Source organism: Paracoccus saliphilus (assembly GCF_028553805.1).
GTDB lineage: Bacteria > Pseudomonadota > Alphaproteobacteria > Rhodobacterales > Rhodobacteraceae > Paracoccus > Paracoccus saliphilus.
In genome coordinates this window covers 3,694,271-3,711,873 of record NZ_CP067140.1, presented here as the reverse complement: position 1 = coordinate 3,711,873, position 17,603 = coordinate 3,694,271, and the positions used below count along the sequence as shown (strand labels likewise).

Sequence of the window (17,603 nt, the reverse complement as noted above, 5' to 3'; positions counted from 1 at the left end):
CTTTTGCTTGCAGGAATGATCTCAGGCAAATTCCAGAACCTGCGACACTGGCAGCCTTGGTTTCTGCGGCCAGTTGCCCTCTCTGGCATGCCCTACCGCGATGAGCACCACAGGGATTTCGCTTGTCGCCAGATTGAATTCGCGCGCGACGGCCTCCGGATCGAAGCCAACCATCGGTCCTGTTGTCAGGCCAAAGGCCTCCGCAGCGAACATCAGGAACGCAGCGCCCAGTGTTGCCGTGCGGACTGCCTCGTCTCGCTGCATCTGCGCATTGCCGCTATAGCTATCCTCGACCGCCTTCGTCCATGCGCCGATCAAGTCGGAAGGCATGAAGCCTGCCTCGACGGAAGGTTGCAGCCGTTCTTCCATGACCTTCGAAACAGGCCGCTGCCCGCAGACGATATAAGTCACCGCAGCCTCGGTCACCTTGGCCTGCCCGTAGGCCGCCGCCTGCAGGCGGGTCTTGGCCTCGGCGCTTCGGACAGCGATGAACCGCCAGTTCTGGAGATTGTAAGCCGTGGGTGCTCGCGTGGCGAGGCTGGTGAGTTCGACAATCTGCGCGTCGGTCAGTGCCTTCCCTGCATCGAAAAGGTTCGTTGAGACACGGTTCTCGATAGCGGTGACAATCGGATTATTCATCTGTTTCGACCTTTGACAATTATTTGTTCCGGCGGAAATACCGCTGATGAGGACAAAATAATTCATTTCCTCTTGTGAGATAATCCGTTAATCAGTATTAAAATTAACAACTATTAGTAAATAATAACCATGGATCAGTTGCAGGCCATCCGGGTATTTCACCGGACGGTGGAAGGCGGTTCCTTTGCTGAGGCTGCACGTTGGCTTGGTCTTTCTCCGGCTGCGATCAGTAAGAATATCCGGGAACTTGAGGCGCATCTTGGAGTTCGCCTTCTCAACCGAACCACGCGCCGGATGAGCCTGACCGAGGCCGGCCAGCGCTATCATGAGCAGATTACCCGCGTTCTCGACGATCTCTCGGATGCCGATAATTCTCTGGGACCATTGCAACAGATGCCAAGCGGCCTGTTGCGGGTCAGCGCCCCCATGGCCTTTACATTGACGCGCCTTTCGGAGGCGATCATCGGCTTTCTCGACCGCCACCCCGACCTGACGCTTGACCTGAAGCTAGAGGATCGCCGCGTTGATCTCGTGAAGGAAGGGATAGACGTCGCCATTCGCGGCAGCGACCGGCTAGAAGATTCCAGCCTTGTCGCGCGCAAACTGACGACGCTTAAACATGTGATCTGCGCTTCGCCGGACTATTTCGCGCGTTATGGCCAACCGAAGAATCCCGAGGATCTGCGCGCGCATAATTGCGTGCAGTTCACGCTTTCGGGTCATGTCCAGCAATGGGCCTTCACACAGATTGGTCAGAGCGTATCCGTGCCGATCGAGGGGCGCTACAAGGTGACGACCAGTCTGGCGGTTCGTGACGCGTTGCTTGCCGGCTTCGGCCTAAGCCTGATTCCGTATATCTATGTGGAACGGGATATTGCCGAAGGGAGGCTTGTGACTGCATTGGGCGATTGGAGTGCAGTCGAAACTTCGATCCATGTGGTGTATCCTTCCCGACAGTACATCCTTCCCAAGGTGCGGGCCTTCGTGGATTTCCTGGCCGACGAGCTACAGGCGGAGGGCTAAACGTCTTCCGACTGGACGACGCGCGTGATGGGCCGGAAAACTCGATGGTCACTGCGCTCCGCCCGAAAATCTGGAAGCTTGCCATAGCGACTCAACATCGGGCCGACGATCCTCGGCTATCAGAACGCCAATCTCTTCGACGGCCGCATCCGGTTGGTCGAGATGTTTGCCGAACTGTGGTGTGGGTGGTTCAGCTCACCTATAACGATCAGAATTGCGCGGTGCCGCTCAGGCGTAAAAGCGATGCGGTGCCGCTGGCCTTTCTCAGTACCACAACGGTGTTCGGGACGGCCACCGATGTGATGCTGTCGGAGGTGACGATCGAGGCGTTCTTCCTAGCCGACGACCGGACCCCCGGGCAATGATGCGCCAATCCGGCGTTTGATGGTTCCGAACACCGTGGCACTGACGACCCCGGGATAGCCGCATTCCACAGTAGCGGGAAAGCTGCCGTCAGGCGGACGCGATCTGTTTTAGCACGGCGGCGACGATCACTTCCGGCCGATCCTCTTGGACAAGATGCCCGGAATTGGGAATCTGCACGCAGGGATGATCGGAAATCAACGTCGCCAGTTCCTCGCCCTTCCCATAAGGGATCCATTCGTCCTGTTCGCCCCAGAGTACAGTGACGGGGCAATCCATGGCATCGTAAAGCCCTTCAACCTCGTCGGTAAACCGCTGATCCATCTGCGCGATCTGTCGATAGAAGGCTGGCTGGCCAACAGGTCCCAGCCATGGGGCACTGTAGATTTCCAATGCCTTGTCCGACAAGGGATTATGCGCCGCTGTTTGCAGATAGGCCATCAAAAGTGCGCGGTGCATATAGTCCGGCATGCCGGAAAACGCTGCCTCATGCTTCCGCACATGCCGAACGAAAGGAGAACCCCAAGGGGCGAGTGCAACGGCATCGAATATGATGAGCGAGGCGTAACGCACCCCGTTCAAGTAATATGCCCGCAGGGCCGTCGCTCCACCGAAATCATGTGCCAGCACATCCGGCCGGTCGAGCTCCCATTCCACAAACAGGTTCGCGAGAACCTTGTTCTGCACCGCCAGGGATACGTCCTGCCCCTCACGCATTTCGGATTGGCCATAGCCAACCAGGTCGAAGAAATAGACGGTTCTTCGATCAGCGAGATGTGGCACGATCCTGCGCCAAACCTGCGAAGAAAATGGCGTGCCATGAATGGCCACCAGCGGTGGCCCGTCTCCGCAGCTTCCCCATCTGACCATGTTTCCGTCGATACTCGACGTGTTTGACAATTCCAGCATGGCAATATCCAAATTGTCATTTAGCTAATCAACGATATGATGAATGTATGGATAAATCAACACAGATCAAGGCGATGGCCAGCGAAACCCGGATGCTGATCCTCCGGTTATTGGCAGAGCCGCAAAATCATTTCGGCCATCAATGGTCGGCTGATCCGAGGGAGTTCGGGGTTTGCATGACCCTGATCGCAGAGGCGCTTGCCGTCGCGCAACCGACGGCAAGCAGGCATCTCGACATCCTCAGGCAGGCAGGATTCATCACGGTTCGGAAGCACCAGAAATGGTCATACTGTAAGCGAGATGAGACCGCGATCCGGGAACATCTTGCCTGGTTGGGACGGCAGCTTCTAGTGTAACTGGTTCGCGGATCCTGAAACGAAGTTGCGAACTGCTCCCACGGTCCCCCATGTGGACGAGCGGCCCATTGCGGCCGTCGGACACGTGCCGGGGTGCCGCGATGCAGCTTTCACATTGCGGGCATTCGTCGATGATGCAGCATTCTCAATCGATCAGTAATGACCACCCCATCCGATGTTCACGGTGTCTCCCCTTTCAAAACCTTCGACGAAACAGCAGCCGCCATCGCCTCATTCCCTGCGGCGCCCGGATGCAGCCGGTCTCCGCTGTCATAAGTAGGTTTCAGTTGCGAATGATCGTCCGGATCACGCAGGACAGCGTCGAAATCGACCAGTTCGTCGACCAGGTCGGTTGTTCGCAGCCAATCGTTGAACTCACGGCGAAGGCCATCTTTCCCGGCACTCCAATAGGTGGCTTCCATCGGTGTGTCGGGTAGCGCACCACGAAATGGCGGAACGGTTCCCACGATCAGGTGCACCCCCTGAAGCCTGGCCTTTGCGGCAATGGCAGAGATGCCTGCCTGCAGGCCTTCGAGCGTCATTGGGGCCTCGTCAGGCGCGAAGGGCGAACCCGGCCAGGCGATATCGTTGGTGCCGATCAAAAGCACCACGGCATCAACTCCCGGAACGGCGAATACATCGCGGTCGATCCGCGCCAGAACGCTTTTTCCCATCCCGTCCGAGAGCAGCCTGCCGCCGGATATACCCGCATTGATCACCGCGACACCTTCCGGGGCGAGCCGCCGGGCCAGAAAATCCGGCCAGCGCACATCCTCGTTCATCGCCGCGCCGTTGCCGTCAGTGATGGAATCCCCCATCGCGACCACGACCATCTCGGCCGGATGATCGGTCAGCACACCGGCGAGACTCACGCGGGCGGTGATCTCTTCATCGATGCGATTTCCGTCAATGACAAAGCTTGTCTCTCTCGCATCCCAGTGGAAATCCTGCGCCACCGCGTCCTCGCCATAACTCAGGGTGACCGAGATGCGCTGGCCAGCCTCGACCGGCAGCGCCACCGGGTCAGACGTGATCCGCGCGCCCGGCGGTATGGTTACCTCGGGTTTGCCGCCAAAGAGAACGGGTAGCTCCTGCCCTTTCAACGCGGCACCTTCGCCGCCGAGTGCCACCATGGCCGCGTCAACTGGCAGGGGTGTCGTGCCGTAGCTGTTCGACAGGGTGATGCGCAACCTGTCCCCGCCCCAGGCAAGTGTCAGCGGCTGGCGAATGGTCTGCCCGGCGATGCTGTCGGGCAGTCCGGTGGGAAAGTCGAATTCGGTACTCCAGACCGCCTCCGGGCTTGCAGTCCAGGCCGGGGTCCATTCCTCTGAATGGGCGATTCCAGTGGATAAGGCAAAAATCAGCGAGGCGGTTGTCGCGATGATCGGTTTCATGAGTCTTCTCCGGATTTGAAGGTTGCAAGGGTCAGCAGCACGGCCAGGGCGGGCATGACGGCGCCAAGCGGGAACAGGCTGCCAAGCCCCCATCCTGCCGCGATTGCGCTGCCGCCGATGGCCGCACCGATGGCATTGGCGAGGTTGAAGGCCGAGATATTCAGGGTCGAAGCCAGTTCCGCGCTTGCGCCTTGGGACTGGCGCAGCATGAAGGCCTGAAGTGGCGCGAGGGTCGAGAAGGCTGCGACGCCGAACAGGAAAAGCGATAACATCGCGGCGACCGGATGACCCATGCCAAGGCGCATGGCGAGTATCACAGCCGCCAGACCCGCCAATGTGCCCAGCAGTGCCGGGCGCAGCCCGCGATCTGCAAGGCGCCCGCCAAGGATATTGCCCACCACGATGCCGGCCCCGAATAACAGCAGGTATCGCGACACATGAGTCGGTGAGACGTCGCTGATCCCGGTCAGGATTGGCGCAATGTAGGTGAAGACCAGGAACACCCCGGCATAACCGAGCGTCGTTGTGGTAAGCGCCAGTAGCGGCGCACCACGCAAAAGCCGTGCCAGGCTGCGCCAATTCGCCGGGGTTTCGCCGCGGGTGCCGGCGGGCAGAGACAATGCGCTGGCGATCAGGGCCAGCAGGCCGATGCCGCTTACGCTCCAGAATGTGGCGCGCCAGCCGAACACTTGACCCAATTCGGTCCCAAAGGGCAGCCCCAGAACTGTTGCCAGCGTCAGGCCGGTAAAGATCAACGCAATGGCCGAGGCTTTGCGCTCGGGAGGAACCAGGCTTTGCGCAACGACGGCACCGACGCCGAAGAAGGTGCCATGGGCAAAACCACTAGTGACGCGCCCCAGCATCAGCAGCCCATAGCTTGGCGCTACGGCGCAAAGGATATTGGCGAGGATAAAGATCGCCATCAGCGCAAGGATCACGTTGCGATGCGGCAGGCGCGCCGTGGCAAGGGTCAGCAGCGGGCCGCCAAAGGTAACGCCAAGCGCGTAACCGCTGATCAGCAGGCCTGCCGATGGCACGCTGACCGAAAGCGACTGCGCCACCTCGACCAGCAATCCCATGATCACGAATTCGGTCAGGCCGATCCCGAAGGCGCCGATGCCGAGTGCGACAAGGGCCCAGCGGGCTGTACGACTGGTCTCGATGCGCCCTGCAGTCAGAGTCGTTGTCATGATGCAAATCTCCACTTGTTCCTGTGGAAGATCGGCGCAGAGTGCTTGAGAAACCAGACGCTGCAAGATACAAGCTATTGTGCCTGCAGTTCACAGATGGATGGGCGAATGCGCGACACGAACCGGCTTGTGGAAATCGAGACTCTGCTGAGCGTCATTGCAGAGGGCAGTTTCTCTGCCGCCGCGCGGATGCGGGGAATGACGCCTTCGGCCGTTTCCAAGATGATGGCCCGGCTCGAGGAGAGGTTGGGTGTGACGCTGCTGAAACGCTCGACCCGCAAAGTCCAAGTGACCGAGGAAGGCGCGCGGTTCGCGCGCCAGGGCCAGGCCATTCTCGAAGCACTTGACGCAGCAGAGCACGAGGCAAGCTGTGGCCGGGTCGCGGGCACAGTGCGTATCGCCACCAGCGCCGCCTATGCCAACCATATTCTGGCGCCGGTGCTTGGTGGGCTGTTGCGTTCCCATCCCGAGATCCGCGTCGACCTGGTGATCGGCGATCATGTCAGCGATCTTTACGGCCAGCCGATTGATCTGGCGGTGCGCGCCGGGCCGCTTGAAGACTCGAACCTCATGGCGCGCCATCTGGGTCGCAGCGAGATTGTCGAGGTCGTGGCTCCATCCCGAGGCGACGACGTGCCGCCCTCGCTCCGTATCGGGTTCTCCTATGCCCGTCGCGATATTGCTTGGCGGGGAGGATCATCGCGTCTGCAGGTAAATGACGGGGCGACCATCGCGGCGCTTGTTGCCGCGGGCACCGGCACCGCTCGTGTTGGCCGCTTCACTGTCGCCCGCGAACTGGCATCCCGTGAGGTCGTCATCTGCAGCCCGCATGCCGAACAGGTTTTCGAGGATTTTCATCTACTCTATGTCGGACGGGCCAAAACGCTTCCGCGTAGGGTTCAGGCGGTGCTTGACTATATTTCCGAACATGGTCGTGTTGATCAGCATCGAGAATGATCGAGCATTTGGGAACCTTCCTCCAACCGTGGAAGTATTGGAAATAGTTCACAGCGGCAGATGCCCGCACATCGCGTCGTCACTCGGGCTATCGTTGCGATTTCCGTGCCTGGATGAGACAGACCGCTCCGGTCCGTTCACTATACTATCCTGATGGCCCGGGTTACCCAAAGGGACTTCAAGGACAACCTTCATCCCGATCCGCGTTCCTCATCCAGTCGATAATGCAAAGAATATCCTTCTTTCTTGTGCTTTCCTCCTGGAATACCGCCCAGAATGTTTGCCCGTCCAGGGAATGCTCCGAAAGTTTGATCAAATGCCCCTTCCTCAAGTCATCGGCCGCAACGATCTCGGAGGCCAGCACCACCCCCAAGCCGGCAATTGCTGCATCGAGCGCATGGATTTCTTCCGAGAAGACCTGTGCGATGGGAGGCGCAACTCCTCTTCCATTGATCCTGGTAAGCCAGTTTTTCCAAGTTGGCGAGCCTGCGGATTTTTGCTTCCAGTCATAGTGTATCAATCGCCAATCCGACAGATGTTCAGGATCGAAAGGAACATCGATTTCTTCCAGCAACCGGGGTGAACACATCGGCACTAGCCTGTCGGCGAACAAGACTGTCCAGTTCCCTTCGCTAGATGGATCATTGGCATAGCGGATCGCCAGGTCGATATTGTCGCGTTGAAATATAGCGGGCCTATCATCGGCGTTGACGATCAACTCGATTCCCGTTTCCTCGCGCAGCTGTGCAAGGCGAGGCATGAGCCATCTGCTGGCGAAAGCCATGGTGACGGATACCGAAAGCGGTCGGCCCGCATCTTCACTCGACACCGTAGCGATCGCGGCGGCAATCTGATCTAGGGACCGGTTCAGCACGGGAAAAAGCATCTCACCTTCGCGGGTCAACCGCACCGGGCGAGGATGACGGATGAATAACTTGACCCCAAGGATCGCCTCCAACTGGCGGATCTGGTGGCTGATGGCGGTGGGGGTCAGGTGCAATTCAGCGGCGGCATGCCCGAAATGGAGATGACGGGCAGCAGCTTCGAATGCACGAAGGGCGTGCAGGGGAGGCAAACGTCGCATGGCTTTGACCTCAACATATCCGGGCAAAGATGAATTTGGTTCATCTTGTGACTGAATTATTGGCTTTCGCCAAGCGTGAAGCCGGCTGCTAGCAGAGGATCAGGCCGCGACGGCCAGCCACTGCTTCAACAATCCAGGAGACCGCAAGATGACGACCTTGTTGCGTATCGATTCCAGCGCACAACTGGCAAGCCGCTCACTGACGCGATGGTTGACCGGCCTGTTCGTCGATGAGTTCCGACGCGTCGACCCATTCAGCCGCGTCACGATCCGGGATGTCGGTCATGAGCCTGTCCCGGCCATCGATCATCGCTTCATAGAGGCAGCCTTTACACCCGAATCTTCCCGCGAGGACTGGATGCGGCAAAGGCTCGCTCTCTCGGATCAGTTGATCGACGAGGTGATTGCCGCCGATATTCTGGTCATGGGCGTGCCGATGTACAACTATGGCCTGCCGACAGCCTTGAAGGGATGGATCGACCATGTGGCCAGGATCGGCCGCACATTTTCCTTCGATCTTGCCCGCGGCGATACGCCCATCGAGCCGATCCTGCATGGCAAGCGGCTGGTCGTATTGTCGTCGCGTGGTGAATTCGGGTTTCATCCGAGAGGCATGCGCGCCCCTATGAATACGCTTGATCCGGCGATTTCCGCTTGTGCGCATTATTTTGGTGTCCGCCAATCGGATATCATGACGATCGCTATCGAATATCAGGAATTCAAGGATCATCGGCACACCCATTCGGTCGAGAAAGCCGAGGCGGCTACCATAAAACTGGCACGCGATCTGGCGGCGGAACACTCCATCGTCCAAGCTGGCGTGGAATGATCCCGAAATCTGAACGGAGACCAGCATGCCCAGAACCAGCACAACCTCGTCACCGCAGCCATCTGGGCGCAATCCCTCGGCCAGTGAGGCCCTCGGGCCGGACGGCCGTATCGAGCCCGGCAAGCTCCATGAAATTCCCGCACGCCAGGGACGCGCCTTGCGCGTGGCAACAGGCCAAATCATGCAAATCGTCAACACGCATGGCAGCCAAGTCGGCGATTTCTGGTGTTTTGCGGATGGCGACATGACTGAGTTTCTCTCGATGGAGCATCTGCGGACCGGTTTGCGCCGGTTGTCTCCAGGACAGGGCGATGGGCTGATCAGCAACCGCCGTCGCCCGATCATGACACTCCTGGAAGACAGTTCACCCGGTGTGCATGACACATTGGTCGCGGCCTGCGACAGCAGGCGGTATACGCAGCTTGGCCATGAAGGCTATCACGATAACTGCGCTGACAACCTGCTGATGGCATTGTCCGCGATCGGCCTGCGGGCGCCCGAAATCCCCGCGCCGCTGAACTTGTGGATGAATATCCCGGTCGAAGAAGGAGGCGCGATGAGCTGGCAGGCGCCGGTATCGCGCCCCGGCGACTTTGTCCGGTTGAAGGCCGAGATCGATGCGATCGCGGTGATTTCCTGCTGCCCGATGGACCTTCTTCCCATCAACGGCGAAGACGCAAGGCCCAAGAGCCTTGGCATCATGCTGGAAACCTGAAGCTTGTTATATAATGCCTTCGCCTTCCTGCGATTCGTCGATTGCGCATTGAAGGTCGCCACACCGCTCTCTGAAGCGCGGAACGAAACGGTCATTCAACCCGTATATCGATTTCGTCCAGAAGCGCTGACAGAAGTGTTCGGCTTTCCGCGAGCGCATCCATCCGCCTGTCAACGTCCTCGACGTGATGCTGAAGGATGGAGCGAAGCTCATCGCATGGTTCGAATGCGCCTCGCCCATCTATGGCGCAAGGCAGAAACCGCTGGATCACGGGCAGGGTCATCCCGCAGGCGCCCAGCGTCTTGATGCGTTCGATCGTGTTCAGCTCGACTTTGCCATAGTCCCGGTATCCGCTGGCGGTTCTGGCAGGTGCGAGCAGACCCTGCTCTTCATAGTAGCGCAGCATACGAATGCTGACGCCAGTTCTTTCTGCCATCTCACCGATCTTCATATTTCATCCTTGACCCTCACAGTGCTGTCATAGTCTATACCCGCGCTCCTCAACCTGAAACACTTGAGGAGCAAACACATGCAAAAGGTTTCTTCGTTCGTAACCATGCTTGATGGGCACGAGGCTTCGGCACAGGATCTGGCACCGCTGGCATTCGCAGGATTTGCGCATTTCACCGCGATGCAAATCCGCGAAGGCAAGGTCCGGGGCCTCGATCTGCATTTGGACAGGCTTCGCTCGGCTTCCATGGCCATGTTTGGGAAGGCTCATGCCGATACGGATATCCGGGACTTCTTGCGCGCGGCGGTCGAGGCCGGGCCATCGGACCTGTCCCTGACGGCGACCGTGTTTTCGCGCAGTGGAGAGTTCACGACTCACGGAGCATCAAACGATCCCGCAATCCTAGTGAGAACCTTCCCGGCGTCCTCCGGCCCCGCTGGTCCACTTACCTTGGGCGTCGTGAAACACCAACGTTCCTTGGCCGACCTCAAGCATGTCGGGGAATCGATGAAGACCTATTCCCTGCGCCAGGCAGCCGAAAAGGGATTCGATGATGCTGCCTTCATCGACGAACAGGGGCGAATTGGCGAGGCGACCATCTGGAACCTGGCATTCTGGGACGGCAATTCCATTATCTGGCCCAAGGCCGATATTCTTAAAGGCATTACCATGCAGATTATTGAGCGGCAGATTGCGAAAACCGGTGTCCGATCCGAGACTAGGGAAATTGACTTGGCAGATATCAAACAGTTTTCCGGTGCCGCGCTCATGAATTCCTGGACACCCTGTGTTCCAGTCAGCACCATCGGAACTGTTGACCTACCAGTTCCAAGCGATTTCAGGGAGATACTCCGTTCAGCCTACCGGGCAGAGCTGCCGGTGAGGATTTGATTTGACCTCGCCACCAAGCGAAGCCCCCCTGATCCCCCTTGCGGCGTTGCGGCAAGGGGGCCTTGCCACCTATGGCACTGAGATGACACGGCTGGCCCAATACGGGTCCGGTACCGGAGTCTCCTCAAATCAAACCCGCTCCGCGAGTCGACGCGTATCTGTCCACGGTCGCGGAATACAATCGCGGCGCGATGGCAGTGCTGAAGACCGCGTTGAACCACGCCGAGTGAGCGACAATGACTCAGAAGAAAGAAGGAAAACGAGCTAGGTGTCGTCTGCATTTATACGAGCCATGCCATTGCGCAGGCCAGATCGACGGATGCCTTGAATGAGGAGATGGTCTTTTCACAGCGCAGGGCAATCCTTCTGAACCGTTTGATCCGATTGAAAAAACATTCAATCAAATGCCTCTCCTTATAGAGGGTCCAGTCAATGGGGCGATCTTCACGCCGGGTTGGGTTGCGCTTGATATGAGCGGTTGCGTCAAGTTCATCTGCGATGAAGTCGCGAAGATAATCGGCATCCATGATGACATGGCCCACGCCGGACAGCCCGTCAATCAAGCCTTGCGCCTGCGGACAATCGCCCCAGTGTCTGGGCGTGATGGTGAACCGGACCGGCAGGCCCAGGGCATCCACCACCGCGTGGATCTTCGTGGTCAAGCCACCTTTGGAGCGACCGATGCCGGCAGCTTCAAGCCCCCTTTTGGAGCGGGCATATCGGCATGTGTCCTGCAGATTGTCGCGTCCACCAGCACACTTCTTTGGCGATGCGCTCGTCTGATAAAACAGGTCCACCCGCCCCAGGTTTCCGGGGCGGGTGGACCTGTCTTCACAAGGGCGGTTGACTGGACTAGTCATCGCCCGACTGATGAAACGACCGAACCATGAGACACAAACTATCACGCATCACTACTCTATCGCGTCGTGCTGTTTTGTTTCGGCTGAGCACATCGGGTGCCCGAGAAATTCGGGATATCTGCCATATGGTTGCGACATCCGCTCGACCTGTCGACAGTCTTGTTGGACTTTGATGATGTGACCGCCCCCTGACGGCATGACTGTGCCGAGGTGGATCTGCGATGATCCATAAAGGAGGACGGTCATGTCGGAGGGTATCACGGCAGGAATTTATACGATCATTGGCCGTTAGGCAGGTTGAAGACGTAGCGGCTGTCTGTTCGCCTCGACAATCGGCGAAAGCTGAAGTGCCTGACCGAAGCTGCAGCGCATCTCGACATTGCCATGCAGAACCACGTCTTCCGCGTCCAGGGCGCGTCCCAGAATGTCCTTGCCAATCCAAATCTTCGCCATCGTCCGAACATCGGCCAGCACGTAGAGATCGACCTCGAAACCGGGGTCCGAGAAGCAAATGTCCATCCTCGCGTCACGAAAATGCGCGCAATTCAAGCCGGCATTTCGCCGTCGCTCTTCCACGATGTGGCAAAAAGAAAAGGGCTGACCAAAAGGTCAGCCCCTGAAAACAGATCGGTTATTTCCGATCCGCTTCGAAATCAGCTGTCGTCATCGTCCGAAGCGACGGCAGCGATCACACCCAGCAGAAGCAGGGCGGGAACAACCAGGCCGGCGTTCGAGGAAGCAGCTTGTTCTTCGACAACGACAGGCTCGACGTCGACGACGGGGGCAACATAGCCACCGGCCAGAGCGGAAGTAGCGGTCAGGCCGAGAGCGGCAGCGAAAGTAGCGAATTTGGTCATGATCATGCTCCGTTTCGTTTTGAAGGCTGCCGTCTCCGGCAACATCGAGGCGACAGTTACACAATCCTACGCAGTTGAAAAGCAACATTACTGCTTCACCTGCGCGGGCTTGCACCCACTGTTGCATATTGGCCAACACTTAAATCGCGGGTCGGTTCCAGACATCCGGCGACATCCCGGAAAAATGTTGCCATTATGCACTATCTGGTACGAACCCCCTGCGCAAACACAAAAAATACGGTTGCGGCGGCAACAATCGAGGGCCCGGCGGGGCTATCGAGATAGAGGCTGGCCATCAGCCCTGCCAGGACCGATGATCCGGCAAGAATCGAGGCGATGGCGGCCATTCGCTCGGGGGTGGCCGCAAATCGGCGAGCCGTTGCCGCCGGGATGATCAGCATGGCCGAAATCAGCAGCGAACCCACGATTCGAATCGCGATGGCCACCACCAGGGCCAGCGCGATCGACAGCGCCAGGCGCTCCAGCCGAGGATCGATTCCAGCCGCCATCGCCAGCTCCTCGTTGACCGAGGCCGTGACCAACTTTTGCCAGCGCCAGATCAACAGGGCCAGCACCGACAGCGCGCCTGCCCATATCCAGACCAGGTCCATACGGCCGACGGCCAGGATATCTCCGAACAGGTAGCTGGCCAGGTCGACCCGCGCCGCAGGAACGAAGCTGATCGCGACCAGCCCGAAGGCTAGCGCCGAATGGGCGATTACCCCAAGTACCGTGTCCATCGCCTGTCCGCGCGCGGTGAGCGCTGTGACCAGCACCGCCACGGCAAGCGCGACGGTAATCGTCCCGGCATAGATCGACAGGTCGAAGGCAAGGGCGAGCGCGACGCCCAGGATCGCGGCATGGGCGGTCGAATCGCCGAAATAGGCCATCCGCCGCCATACCACGAAGCTGCCGAGCGGCCCGGCCACCAGTGCCAGCCCCAGCCCTGCGAGAATTGCGCGTGTCAGAAAGTCGTCCAGCATCCTGTTTCCGGTCCTTGGCGGGGCTTACTCATGATCGGGGCAGTCATGGTCGTGATCGTGGTGATGGCGATAGAGAGCCAATGTGCCCCGTGCCTCGGTGCCGAACAGTGCACGGTATTCAGGGGCATTGCCAACGTCCTGCGGCGTCCCTTCGCAGCAGATATGACCGTTCAGACAGATCACGCGGTCCGAGGAACGCATGACCACCAGCAGGTCGTGACTGACCATCAGCACGGCCGCGCCGGTCTGGTTCCGCACATCCTCGATCAACTTGTAGAAGGCAACCATACCGGGCTGGTCCAACCCCTGCGTCGGCTCGTCCAGCACCAGGAGCTGCGGATCATGCAGCAGCGCGCGCGCCAACAGGACGCGCTGGAACTGCCCGCCGGAAAGCTCGGTCAGTTGCCGTGCCTCCAGACCGGCGACACCGGTTCGCGCCAGGGCATTGGCGATGCTCCCGGCCCCGACCCAATGCGGCAGCGACAGGAAACGCCGGACGGTCATGGGAATGGTGCGGTCCAGTTGAACCTGCTGCGGGACATAGCCGATGCGCAGCGCCTTGCTTCGGGTAATCGCGCCGGAAACCAAAGGCATATGACCCAGCAGCGCCCGGATCAGCGAGGATTTCCCCGAGCCGTTCGGACCGACTACGGTTACGATCTCGCCCGGAGCGATGCGGAAATCGATGTCATGCAGCACCGGCTCGCTTGTGCCGGGGCGGTGGATGGTGAGTTTTTCCGAGGTGATCAGGGCGGTCATTCCCGCCCCTCGGCGCAGACGGGGCATAGCCCGAGCGCCTCTATCGTCGCGCGCTCGACCTTGAAACCCTGCACGCCTGCCGCGGCATGCAATTCCCTGCGGACCGCCGGAGCGTTGGTTTCTGCCACCTTGTCGCATTCGCGGCAGATCAGGAAGACTGGGGCGTGATCCTCTCCCGGATGCAGGCAGGCGGCGAAGGCGTTGAGCCGTTGCAGGCGATGCGCCAGCCCGTGCTCGACAAGGAATTCCAAGGCCCGATAGGCGACCGGGGGCTGGCGGCCGAAACCGTCATCCGCGAGCCGGTCCAGCACCTCGTAGGCGCCCATGGCGCGATGCGCCTCGAGCAGGATTTCCAATGTGCGCCGCCGGACAGGTGTCATGCGAGCGCCCTGCCGACTCAGCCGTTCCTCGGCTTCAACCAGGGCGCGTGACTGGCAGGCCGCATGGTCGTGAGGGGCGAAAGCCTCGCCGTGATCTGATTCTCCGTGCAATTTGTTACCTTATTACAGATTGCTTGACTTGTTATTACATAACATGAGATGAGCTGCGCCCGCAACACGGCCCGCAACTGATCGAGGAAGTTATCATGCGCCTGACCACATCCACAGCGATATTGACGCTGTTCGCTGCCCCTGCCTTTGCAGAACCGCCGCAGGTCGTCACCGATATTCCGACTACCGGATCGCTTGTCCAGCAGGTTATGGGAGATCTTGGCGAGGTGCGGGTTCTGATTGGCGAGGGCGCCGATCCGCATCATTTCCAGCTTCGCCCTTCCGATGCGCGGGGGCTGCAATCCGCGGATCTGCTGGTCTGGATTGGTCCCGAACTGACCCCGTGGCTTGAGCGCACCGTCGAGAACTTTGGCGACGGAGAGGCGATTGCGCTGCTGAACGTGCCTGGCACGCATGTTCAGGAATTCGGAGCAGAGCATGGCGATCATGACCACGCACATGAGCATGGAGAAGAACACGCGGACGGGCATGACCACGGCCACGGGAACCATGCGGAAGACGAGCATGCCGAAGACGAACACGGCCATGATCACGATCATGCCGGTGAAGAGCATGGCGAGCACGAGGCGCATGAAGGTCATGACGAGCATGAAGGGCACGAGGGGCATGACCATGACGGCATTGACCCGCATGCCTGGCTTGACCCTGCGAATGCCCAGCTTTGGCTGAGTTCCATCGCCGAAGCTCTGGCGGCCCGCGATCCCGATAACGCCGAGACTTATGCGGCGAATGCCGAAGCTGCCATCCGCGAGATCGAGGCTCTGGAGCAAGAGATCACCGCCCGGCTTGAACCGGTCCAAGCGCAAAGCTTCGTCGTTTTCCACGATGCCTATGGCTATTTCACCAATCACTTCGGCCTGCAGCCGGGAATTTCCGTATCGCTCGGGGATGCATCTTCGCCTTCTGCCGCGCGCCTGAAAGACGTATCCAGCCGGATCGCCGAATCAGGGGCCAAATGCGCCTTCCCCGAATATGGCCATGATCCAGCGTTGATCGACAGCGCGACCGAGGGTAGCAATGTCCGGATTGGCGGCGAGTTGGACCCGGCTGGCCGTGGTCTGGAGGCCGGTACGGCGCTTTACGGAAATCTGCTGCAAAACATGGGCAACACAATCGCTGATTGCCTGACAGAAACCGAGTGATTCACGGCTTCTGCGGCGATGTCACTCAACTGATATTGCCGCAGATTTTAATCCCGACTCTTTTTGTTTGACATTACCAAGTAAATTAGTCAGCTTTAGATGGAAGCAACCTTTCAGGAATGAGGCTGACCATGACAGCGACGCGCCCTGCCGATTTTGCCCGCCCCGGAGCCAGCGTTCTGGCCCGAATGCCGCAGCATGACGCCAACGAGCTGACTCGTGGCGGAAACCAGGCGCTGATCGTGCTGGATGAGCAGGTTTACCAGCTGCGCATCACCCGCGCCGGCAAGCTGATCCTGACCAAGTAAAAAGGGCGCTTGCGCGCCCCTCCACTTGCTTCGGTTCCGGCCCTTAACCCCTTGGCCCGCCGCGCGGTTTCCCGGATGGGCGCCCGCCCGGCTTGCCCCCAGGTTTACCACCGAATGGTTTTCCTGCAGGTCGTCCGCCAGGCTTCGCGCCAAATGGCTTTCCAGCGGGACGCCCGGCCGGTTTTCCGCCGAATGATTTTCCGCCATCGCTATCGCCCCTGCCCGCATTGCGTTGGCCCTTGAAACCCGGCTTGCCGGAAAAGTCGCGCGCGCCCTGCCCACCGCCGGGCTTTGCGCCAAAGCTGCGCTTCGGGCGATCGCCCGCCGCGCTATCACCGGCGCGGGGCTCACTTGGCCGTTCCCTCTTGTCCCAAGGCTTGTCGCCCCGCGCCGGACGATCTCGGTCCTGTTTTGGTCCGGTGCCGAACTTGCGAGGCGCACCGCCCTTGCCATCCGCCCGGCGGGGAGCCCAGTCATCGCCACGGAATGGGCGGCCTTCGCCACGCTCGTCTCGTTTTCCCGGTGCATGGCGTGCGGCTTCGGCGCCACGTGGCCGCATTTCGCGCTCTTTCTCGGAGGCTTCGCCGGTCATCAGGCCGCCAAGCTGGTCGCGCAGGACGCGGCGCTTGATCTCGGTCACCTGGTTCTTCTCCATGCCGGTCAGGCGGAACGGACCGTAACCTACGCGAATCAATCGGTTCACTTGTAGACCGATATGGGCCATGGCCCGCCTGATCTCGCGGTTCCGGCCCTCGCGAATCCCCACCGTCAGCCAGGCATTGGCCCCTTGCTGACTATCCAGCTTGATCTCCATCGGTGCGAATTCCTCGCCATCAATGGTCACGCCCCGGCGCAACGGCGCGAATGACAGATCGTTCGGTGTGCCATTCACTCGCACCCGATAGCGGCGCAGCCAGCCCGTCGAGGGCAATTCAAGCTGCCGCTTCAACTCGCCGTCATTGGTCAGTAGCAGCAGCCCCTCGGAGTTCAGGTCCAGCCTGCCGATGGTCATCACCCTGGGCAGATCGCGGGGCAGCGCATCGAATACGGTCTGGCGGCCCTTGTCATCCGCTTCGGAAGTGACCAGCCCGACCGGCTTGTAATAGAGCCAGAGCCGGGTTTCCTGCGGCTCGTCCAGCTTCTTGCCGTCAACCATGATCCGGTCCGAGGGCGATACGTCCAGCGCCGGGCTGGTGATCTTGTCCCCGTTCACGGTGACACGGCCTTCCGTGATCATCCTCTCTGCCTCGCGGCGGCTGGCCACGCCTGCGCGTGCCATCACCTTGGCGATTCTCTCGCCAGAGGATTTACTGTTGTTGTTGGGGGTGTCTGGGGTATCAGTCATGAAAGTTCTCCTGCGCATCTCTGCGGTGGCAAAGAC

Annotated in this window: 21 protein-coding genes and 1 pseudogene; 9 read left to right on the top strand and 13 right to left on the bottom strand. The window is 59.7% G+C overall.

The window, feature by feature from the left end; genetic code table 11:
* Positions 1-21: 21 nt before the first annotated feature.
* Positions 22-639, bottom strand: a complete 618-nt coding sequence (locus JHX88_RS17840) for a nitroreductase family protein (RefSeq protein ID WP_076528970.1) — start codon at positions 637-639, stop codon at positions 22-24.
* A gap of 129 nt (positions 640-768) precedes the next feature.
* On the opposite strand from JHX88_RS17840, the gene JHX88_RS17835 reads away from it, so the two are divergent.
* Together JHX88_RS17835 and JHX88_RS17830 are read left to right on the top strand one after the other, a co-directional pair.
* Complete coding sequence (locus JHX88_RS17835; protein WP_076528972.1) at positions 769-1,662, top strand: LysR family transcriptional regulator; 894 nt, start codon at positions 769-771, stop codon at positions 1,660-1,662.
* A gap of 44 nt (positions 1,663-1,706) precedes the next feature.
* Positions 1,707-2,027 (top strand): hypothetical protein, encoded by a 321-nt coding sequence (locus JHX88_RS17830; RefSeq protein WP_272848091.1) that lies wholly within the window; start codon positions 1,707-1,709, stop codon positions 2,025-2,027.
* An 88-nt stretch (positions 2,028-2,115) separates the two neighbouring features.
* On the opposite strand, the gene JHX88_RS17825 is transcribed toward JHX88_RS17830, so the two are convergent.
* Positions 2,116-2,934 (bottom strand): alpha/beta fold hydrolase, encoded by an 819-nt coding sequence (locus tag JHX88_RS17825; RefSeq protein WP_076528976.1) that lies wholly within the window; start codon positions 2,932-2,934, stop codon positions 2,116-2,118.
* Positions 2,935-2,981: 47 nt separating this feature from the next.
* On the opposite strand from JHX88_RS17825, the gene JHX88_RS17820 reads away from it, so the two are divergent.
* Positions 2,982-3,290 carry an ArsR/SmtB family transcription factor gene (locus JHX88_RS17820; RefSeq protein ID WP_076528978.1) on the top strand — a complete coding sequence of 103 codons (309 nt, stop codon included), beginning with the start codon at positions 2,982-2,984 and terminating at the stop codon, positions 3,288-3,290.
* A 179-nt stretch (positions 3,291-3,469) separates the two neighbouring features.
* On the opposite strand, the gene JHX88_RS17815 is transcribed toward JHX88_RS17820, so the two are convergent.
* The gene (locus tag JHX88_RS17815) at positions 3,470-4,684 is read right to left on the bottom strand and encodes an SGNH/GDSL hydrolase family protein (RefSeq protein WP_076528980.1); all 1,215 of its coding nucleotides are present in this window, start codon (positions 4,682-4,684) and stop codon (positions 3,470-3,472) included.
* Positions 4,681-5,874: an MFS transporter gene (locus tag JHX88_RS17810; RefSeq protein ID WP_076528982.1), complete on the bottom strand. Its 1,194-nt coding sequence runs from the start codon at positions 5,872-5,874 to the stop codon at positions 4,681-4,683. The genes JHX88_RS17815 and JHX88_RS17810 overlap by 4 nt, the downstream gene beginning before the upstream one ends.
* A gap of 108 nt (positions 5,875-5,982) precedes the next feature.
* On the opposite strand from JHX88_RS17810, the gene JHX88_RS17805 reads away from it, so the two are divergent.
* Positions 5,983-6,831 (top strand): LysR family transcriptional regulator, encoded by an 849-nt coding sequence (locus JHX88_RS17805; protein WP_076528984.1) that lies wholly within the window; start codon positions 5,983-5,985, stop codon positions 6,829-6,831.
* A 178-nt stretch (positions 6,832-7,009) separates the two neighbouring features.
* Here the strand turns inward: JHX88_RS17805 and JHX88_RS17800 are convergent, their stop codons facing one another.
* Positions 7,010-7,915 (bottom strand): LysR substrate-binding domain-containing protein, encoded by a 906-nt coding sequence (locus JHX88_RS17800; protein ID WP_076529012.1) that lies wholly within the window; start codon positions 7,913-7,915, stop codon positions 7,010-7,012.
* A 148-nt stretch (positions 7,916-8,063) separates the two neighbouring features.
* Here JHX88_RS17800 and JHX88_RS17795 point away from each other — a divergent pair, with 148 nt between their 5' ends.
* Together JHX88_RS17795 and JHX88_RS17790 are read left to right on the top strand one after the other, a co-directional pair.
* A complete protein-coding gene (locus JHX88_RS17795; protein WP_076528986.1) occupies positions 8,064-8,744 on the top strand; it encodes an FMN-dependent NADH-azoreductase in 681 nt (226 codons plus the stop codon).
* A 25-nt stretch (positions 8,745-8,769) separates the two neighbouring features.
* Entirely contained in the window at positions 8,770-9,459 is a 690-nt protein-coding gene (locus JHX88_RS17790; protein ID WP_076528989.1) for a DUF1989 domain-containing protein, read from the top strand.
* 91 nt (positions 9,460-9,550) lie between these two features.
* On the opposite strand, the gene JHX88_RS17785 is transcribed toward JHX88_RS17790, so the two are convergent.
* On the bottom strand, positions 9,551-9,910 hold the full coding sequence (locus JHX88_RS17785; protein WP_076528992.1) for a MerR family transcriptional regulator: 360 nt from the start codon (positions 9,908-9,910) through the stop codon (positions 9,551-9,553).
* Between the two features lie 78 nt (positions 9,911-9,988).
* On the opposite strand from JHX88_RS17785, the gene JHX88_RS17780 reads away from it, so the two are divergent.
* Positions 9,989-10,801, top strand: a complete 813-nt coding sequence (locus JHX88_RS17780) for an aminotransferase class IV family protein (RefSeq protein WP_076528994.1) — start codon at positions 9,989-9,991, stop codon at positions 10,799-10,801.
* A gap of 281 nt (positions 10,802-11,082) precedes the next feature.
* Here the strand turns inward: JHX88_RS17780 and JHX88_RS17775 are convergent.
* The 6 genes and pseudogenes from JHX88_RS17775 to JHX88_RS17750 all read right to left on the bottom strand — a co-directional run.
* Positions 11,083-11,558 (bottom strand): annotated as a pseudogene (locus tag JHX88_RS17775) (IS5 family transposase); the annotation flags it as partial.
* A 391-nt stretch (positions 11,559-11,949) separates the two neighbouring features.
* A complete protein-coding gene (locus tag JHX88_RS17770; RefSeq protein WP_076528996.1) occupies positions 11,950-12,180 on the bottom strand; it encodes a hypothetical protein in 231 nt (76 codons plus the stop codon).
* 134 nt (positions 12,181-12,314) lie between these two features.
* Positions 12,315-12,518: a hypothetical protein gene (locus tag JHX88_RS17765; protein WP_419182348.1), complete on the bottom strand. Its 204-nt coding sequence runs from the start codon at positions 12,516-12,518 to the stop codon at positions 12,315-12,317.
* A gap of 200 nt (positions 12,519-12,718) precedes the next feature.
* Complete coding sequence (locus JHX88_RS17760; RefSeq protein WP_076528998.1) at positions 12,719-13,501, bottom strand: metal ABC transporter permease; 783 nt, start codon at positions 13,499-13,501, stop codon at positions 12,719-12,721.
* A gap of 24 nt (positions 13,502-13,525) precedes the next feature.
* On the bottom strand, positions 13,526-14,260 hold the full coding sequence (locus JHX88_RS17755) for a metal ABC transporter ATP-binding protein (RefSeq protein ID WP_076529000.1): 735 nt from the start codon (positions 14,258-14,260) through the stop codon (positions 13,526-13,528).
* On the bottom strand, positions 14,257-14,751 hold the full coding sequence (locus JHX88_RS17750) for a Fur family transcriptional regulator (RefSeq protein ID WP_076529003.1): 495 nt from the start codon (positions 14,749-14,751) through the stop codon (positions 14,257-14,259). The genes JHX88_RS17755 and JHX88_RS17750 overlap by 4 nt, the downstream gene beginning before the upstream one ends.
* Before the next feature lie 95 nt (positions 14,752-14,846).
* Here JHX88_RS17750 and JHX88_RS17745 point away from each other — a divergent pair, with 95 nt between their 5' ends.
* Positions 14,847-15,914, top strand: coding sequence for a zinc ABC transporter substrate-binding protein (locus JHX88_RS17745; protein ID WP_076529005.1), 1,068 nt, complete (start codon positions 14,847-14,849; stop codon positions 15,912-15,914).
* A gap of 131 nt (positions 15,915-16,045) precedes the next feature.
* The gene (gene hemP, locus JHX88_RS17740; protein ID WP_076529018.1) at positions 16,046-16,222 is read left to right on the top strand and encodes a hemin uptake protein HemP; all 177 of its coding nucleotides are present in this window, start codon (positions 16,046-16,048) and stop codon (positions 16,220-16,222) included.
* A 43-nt stretch (positions 16,223-16,265) separates the two neighbouring features.
* Here the strand turns inward: hemP and JHX88_RS17735 are convergent, their stop codons facing one another.
* Positions 16,266-17,567, bottom strand: coding sequence for a pseudouridine synthase (locus JHX88_RS17735; protein WP_076529007.1), 1,302 nt, complete (start codon positions 17,565-17,567; stop codon positions 16,266-16,268).
* Positions 17,568-17,603 lie beyond the last annotated feature (36 nt).

Excerpts from the sequence above, each read along its gene's own strand:
- JHX88_RS17840 (WP_076528970.1), bottom strand. The coding sequence starts at position 639 with ATGAATAATCCGATTGTCACCGCTATCGAGAACCGTGTCTCAACGAAC.
- JHX88_RS17835 (WP_076528972.1), top strand. The coding sequence starts at position 769 with ATGGATCAGTTGCAGGCCATCCGGGTATTTCACCGGACGGTGGAAGGC.
- JHX88_RS17830 (WP_272848091.1), top strand. The coding sequence starts at position 1,707 with ATGGTCACTGCGCTCCGCCCGAAAATCTGGAAGCTTGCCATAGCGACT.
- JHX88_RS17825 (WP_076528976.1), bottom strand. The coding sequence starts at position 2,934 with ATGCTGGAATTGTCAAACACGTCGAGTATCGACGGAAACATGGTCAGA.
- JHX88_RS17820 (WP_076528978.1), top strand. The coding sequence starts at position 2,982 with ATGGATAAATCAACACAGATCAAGGCGATGGCCAGCGAAACCCGGATG.
- JHX88_RS17815 (WP_076528980.1), bottom strand. The coding sequence starts at position 4,684 with ATGAAACCGATCATCGCGACAACCGCCTCGCTGATTTTTGCCTTATCC.
- JHX88_RS17810 (WP_076528982.1), bottom strand. The coding sequence starts at position 5,874 with ATGACAACGACTCTGACTGCAGGGCGCATCGAGACCAGTCGTACAGCC.
- JHX88_RS17805 (WP_076528984.1), top strand. The coding sequence starts at position 5,983 with ATGCGCGACACGAACCGGCTTGTGGAAATCGAGACTCTGCTGAGCGTC.
- JHX88_RS17800 (WP_076529012.1), bottom strand. The coding sequence starts at position 7,915 with ATGCGACGTTTGCCTCCCCTGCACGCCCTTCGTGCATTCGAAGCTGCT.
- JHX88_RS17795 (WP_076528986.1), top strand. The coding sequence starts at position 8,064 with ATGACGACCTTGTTGCGTATCGATTCCAGCGCACAACTGGCAAGCCGC.
- JHX88_RS17790 (WP_076528989.1), top strand. The coding sequence starts at position 8,770 with ATGCCCAGAACCAGCACAACCTCGTCACCGCAGCCATCTGGGCGCAAT.
- JHX88_RS17785 (WP_076528992.1), bottom strand. The coding sequence starts at position 9,910 with ATGAAGATCGGTGAGATGGCAGAAAGAACTGGCGTCAGCATTCGTATG.
- JHX88_RS17780 (WP_076528994.1), top strand. The coding sequence starts at position 9,989 with ATGCAAAAGGTTTCTTCGTTCGTAACCATGCTTGATGGGCACGAGGCT.
- JHX88_RS17770 (WP_076528996.1), bottom strand. The coding sequence starts at position 12,180 with ATGGACATTTGCTTCTCGGACCCCGGTTTCGAGGTCGATCTCTACGTG.
- JHX88_RS17765 (WP_419182348.1), bottom strand. The coding sequence starts at position 12,518 with ATGACCAAATTCGCTACTTTCGCTGCCGCTCTCGGCCTGACCGCTACT.
- JHX88_RS17760 (WP_076528998.1), bottom strand. The coding sequence starts at position 13,501 with ATGCTGGACGACTTTCTGACACGCGCAATTCTCGCAGGGCTGGGGCTG.
- JHX88_RS17755 (WP_076529000.1), bottom strand. The coding sequence starts at position 14,260 with ATGACCGCCCTGATCACCTCGGAAAAACTCACCATCCACCGCCCCGGC.
- JHX88_RS17745 (WP_076529005.1), top strand. The coding sequence starts at position 14,847 with ATGCGCCTGACCACATCCACAGCGATATTGACGCTGTTCGCTGCCCCT.
- hemP (WP_076529018.1), top strand. The coding sequence starts at position 16,046 with ATGACAGCGACGCGCCCTGCCGATTTTGCCCGCCCCGGAGCCAGCGTT.
- JHX88_RS17735 (WP_076529007.1), bottom strand. The coding sequence starts at position 17,567 with ATGACTGATACCCCAGACACCCCCAACAACAACAGTAAATCCTCTGGC.